General features: G+C 61.0%; 3 protein-coding genes and 1 pseudogene. 2 read left to right on the forward strand and 2 right to left on the reverse strand.

Features of this window, described 5'->3' with window-relative positions:
- Positions 1-247 precede the first annotated feature (247 nt).
- Positions 248-340 (reverse strand): annotated as a pseudogene (locus AC1DVH_RS27655) (LysR family transcriptional regulator); the annotation flags it as partial.
- Between AC1DVH_RS27655 and AC1DVH_RS27660 the strand changes: the two are divergent.
- Both AC1DVH_RS27660 and AC1DVH_RS27665 read left to right on the forward strand, forming a co-directional pair.
- A complete protein-coding gene (locus AC1DVH_RS27660) occupies positions 325-516 on the forward strand; it encodes a cupin domain-containing protein (RefSeq protein WP_477756470.1) in 192 nt (63 codons plus the stop codon). The pseudogene AC1DVH_RS27655 and the gene AC1DVH_RS27660 overlap by 16 nt on opposite strands.
- A gap of 317 nt (positions 517-833) precedes the next feature.
- Entirely contained in the window at positions 834-1640 is an 807-nt protein-coding gene (locus AC1DVH_RS27665; protein WP_477756471.1) for a lytic transglycosylase domain-containing protein, read from the forward strand.
- Positions 1641-1961: 321 nt separating this feature from the next.
- Here the strand turns inward: AC1DVH_RS27665 and AC1DVH_RS27670 are convergent.
- A partial coding sequence (locus tag AC1DVH_RS27670) for an Ig-like domain-containing protein (protein WP_477756472.1) occupies positions 1962-3623 on the reverse strand: 1662 nt, incomplete at its 5' end.

Genomic DNA, 3623 nt, shown 5'->3' on the forward strand with positions numbered 1-3623 from the left:
GACAGTAATCGGCCGATTCTGTTGAAAAAGTCGGCCATGGTTTGCGCATCAGAAAAGTACGCGTCCTAGATTGAAATCTTTACTTTTGGCAGTGGCTTCCGGACTCTGATTTCACCTGGCAGCGTGCAAAAAAGGCGTTTTCACCAGTCAATGATCAGGCAGTTTGGGCAAAGCGACTTTTTCAACAGAATCGGCCAGAAGGAGACATTCGTTTGCGTCGGGATGCCCCCTATCCAGTCGTCAGGCATTAAGCACTGTTGAGATGGTCGCATATGAGCTCGATGAACCGCTGGGTCTTCGCAGGAAGCAGCCGTGTTTCGGTCAGTGCGTAGACCGAGATGCGAGTGCGACTACGACGAGATGTGCCACATCGTCGAAGGCACCGTGCGCCTGACCGATGCGGACGGCGTGGCGAAGACCTTCGGGCCGGGGGATTCGTTCGTGGTGGCGGCGGAGTTCAGGGGAACCTGGGAAAACATCACGCCGGTGCGCAAGGTGAATTTCATTCTCGGATGAGTTCGGCCCGGGCGGATAACGATGACAACTTTGCCGTCGCCTACCTGGGCCTGTCCCGCACCGGCTCCGGGTCCGTCACCCGCGGATCGGACTTGCGCCCGGCCCTGGCAAGCCGGGACGACGCGTCGTGCGAGCAACCAGGCCTGCGCTTCGCCTGGGAACGCCGGCAGCCCGTACGTCAACGCAAGATCCAAGGCCGGTTACAAGGGGTATAACTATTAGAACAACAGGCGGGTCACCCAGAATAGGCCCTCCAAAGGCAGCGTCCGGGCCAGGCGCTCCAGGCCTGATCGACGCCTGCGGCGCGGAGCGATGTGATGAGTTCCAGAGCATGGCGATGGGCTCGCAAGAGCCTTATTGGCTGCATCGAGCTGGCCTTGCTGGTCGTTCCACTGTGCGCCAGCGCCATGTTCAAGTGCCAAGCCAGGGACGGAGCCATCAGCTACACCAGCCAAGCCATCGCCAGCGCCCGCTGCACTCGCCTGAATGGCATGGCGGGCGCTGGTGTCGGCGCCAAGGCAATGGCCCTGCCACGGCTTGTGCGGGACGACAACCCGGGCGCGGTGCGGATTCGGGTGTACACCTTTATCCACAAGGGTATTCGTCAATATGTGAGCCGGCGCCCCGTCGGGATCTCCGCACGGGTCGATGTCCTTGAGCTCTATTACATCAAGGGCTGCTATCTGTGCATGGCGCCGAAGGATTTCAAGGTCGCCTCACTGCGCCTGGACACCCATTCCTATCGGCGGGAGATCGAAGCCGCTTCGGGTCATTATGGTGTCGACAGGGCGCTGGTCCGCGCAGTGATACATGCCGAATCGGCGTTTCGCCCCAACGCCATTTCCGAAGCCGGCGCCCAGGGGCTGATGCAGTTGATGCCCGCCACCGCCGAGCGCTTCGCCGTGGACGATCCGTTCGACGCACGACAGAACATTCGTGGCGGCGTGCGCTACCTGGCCTGGCTGCTCAAGCGCTTCAACGGCAACCAGGTGCTGGCGTTGGCAGGTTACAACGCCGGCGAAGCGTCCGTGGTCGAGTACAACGGGGTGCCTCCCTACGCCGAGACGCAATCCTACGTCACCCTCGTGCGGTCCTTGACCGAACGCTATCGCAACCATCGCTAGTACCGTAGGGCGCATAACCCGGAATAGGTAATACGCCGGCCTCTCCACGGCGGATAACGCTGGCGCGTTATCCGCCCTACGAAAGCAATCAGGTTCCGCGCTCGATCAATACGCCGGGTGGGGAATGGCTCAACCGAACTTCCACTCTCACCGATAGCTATCGACCCATAACGGTCATTTGTCCGCCGACGATGGAAGCTCTAGCTCCGAGCTACAGCTTGAAATGCTGGCATTCTGGAAATTTTACAACCAGGTAAGTTGTCAATTTTTTTGTAGCAAGAGGGCCTCAATGAGGCCCTCATCGCCAAAACCTGGTTGTACTCAGTTCGCCTTTATTGGCACCGTCACGGTTTTGCCGAAGGCCGATTTGATGGTCGCTGTCGGGTTAGGCGACGGGCCACTGCCGACGGTCGTCACCGCTATCTGCCAACGTGCGCCTGTCGCCGTAGGCGTCAGGGTGGCGGTGCCAAGGTTCGCCGTACCGGTTGCGACCGTGGCAGTCGCCGTGATGGTATTGCCCGTGCCACGCGAGGTGGTGCCGGACAGGACCCAGTAGTAGCGGCTGTTGCTGCGGGCGGTGACGGTAGTGCTGGTGACGATCAGATTCTCGTTGACCGCTGCCGAGACCGCCACGGACACCGTCGCCGGTGCCGATTCCGCACCCTTGGCGTCGGCGGCCCTATAGGTAAAGGTCGCGGTGAACGGCGCGGGGACTGTGGCCGGTGGTGTGTAGGTCACGCGCGTACCATCGGTGCTGACCACGCCCTTGCCGGAGTCCGGTTGCTCCAGCCCCACCACTTTAAGTGGCACGTTACCGTCAGGGTCGCTGTCGTTGGCCAGGACGTTGATGATCACCGGTTGGCCGGTGTTGCTGATGGCGCTGTCGGCGTTGGCGATCGGTTTTTGGTTATCGCCGTCCTCGACATGTTTATCGCCAGTGCGGAAAGTCGGCAGCGCAGCAGAATTGACGTAGGTGACGCCATCCCAGCCAGGCAGGGGTGTTGGCATCAACTGAAACTGGCCGGGGTGCTCGACATCCCAACGCAGCAGCATGGACGTGTCCTCGTGCTGAGTGTTGTGGCAATGCTCCATGTAGGTCCCGGCAAATTCACGGAAGCGGATCGCAATGTCCACGTCCTTCGAACTGTCGATGCCTTCGCCGATGAGATAGACGTCCTTGCGGGCCCATTTTTCCCATTCCGGCGGCGCCTTGCCGTCACGGTTGAGGACGATGCCTTCTTCGAAATGCACGTGCACCGGGTGGCTCCAGCCGTTACCGCCGTTCCTTATTTTCCACACTTCCAGGGTGCCGTCGCCGGAGAACCCGGCAGGGGTCGGGCCGTTAGCCAGTTGCGGAGCGGCGCTGATGATTCGAGGGTCCATTTGGAAGCCGAAACCGCCGTCGGTCTTGATGGTCCAGGGTTGTTCGTCGGTACCGTCGGAGCGACCGAAAGTGAACTCGCGATGCCGCGCCGCCTTGAGCGTGGCCTGCACCGTCGGGTCGTCACGGTTGAGGGTCAGCGGGATCATGGTCTTGCCGGCCGGTTTGCCCGGTTTGGCGGGTTCGTAGTCGGCGGGGTTCATGCTCACGTCCTGGCCGGCATAAGACTGGACCACCAGCTGCATGAACTTGCCCACCACCGGGTCGCCGGCGTCCCATTCCAGCCCTTTGCTGCCCAGCTTGAGCAGCGCTTTGTACTTCCCGGACAGCACATCGGCCAGGCTCAGCGGTACAGGCTCTGGACCCTTGCCGTTCTGGTGTTCCATCAGGTTGACGAAGTACAGCTTGTCGCCGGTCTTGATCCCGTATTTTGAGAAGTTGACGATGATGTCGAAACGCTCGGCGATGCCCTGGGTGGGCAGGATGGCGTTGTGGTCCTGCAGGTCGCCGTCAGCGTCCAGGTCCATGCTGCCGTCGAACGGCACGGCGTGTTCCATGAGGTTGCCGTCGTTGGCAATCATGTGGAACGGCACGCGGGTATA

The sequence above is a fragment of the Pseudomonas sp. P4_C3 genome, assembly GCF_056402075.1.

Excerpts from the sequence above, each read along its gene's own strand:
- AC1DVH_RS27665 (WP_477756471.1), top strand. The coding sequence starts at position 834 with ATGAGTTCCAGAGCATGGCGATGGGCTCGCAAGAGCCTTATTGGCTGC.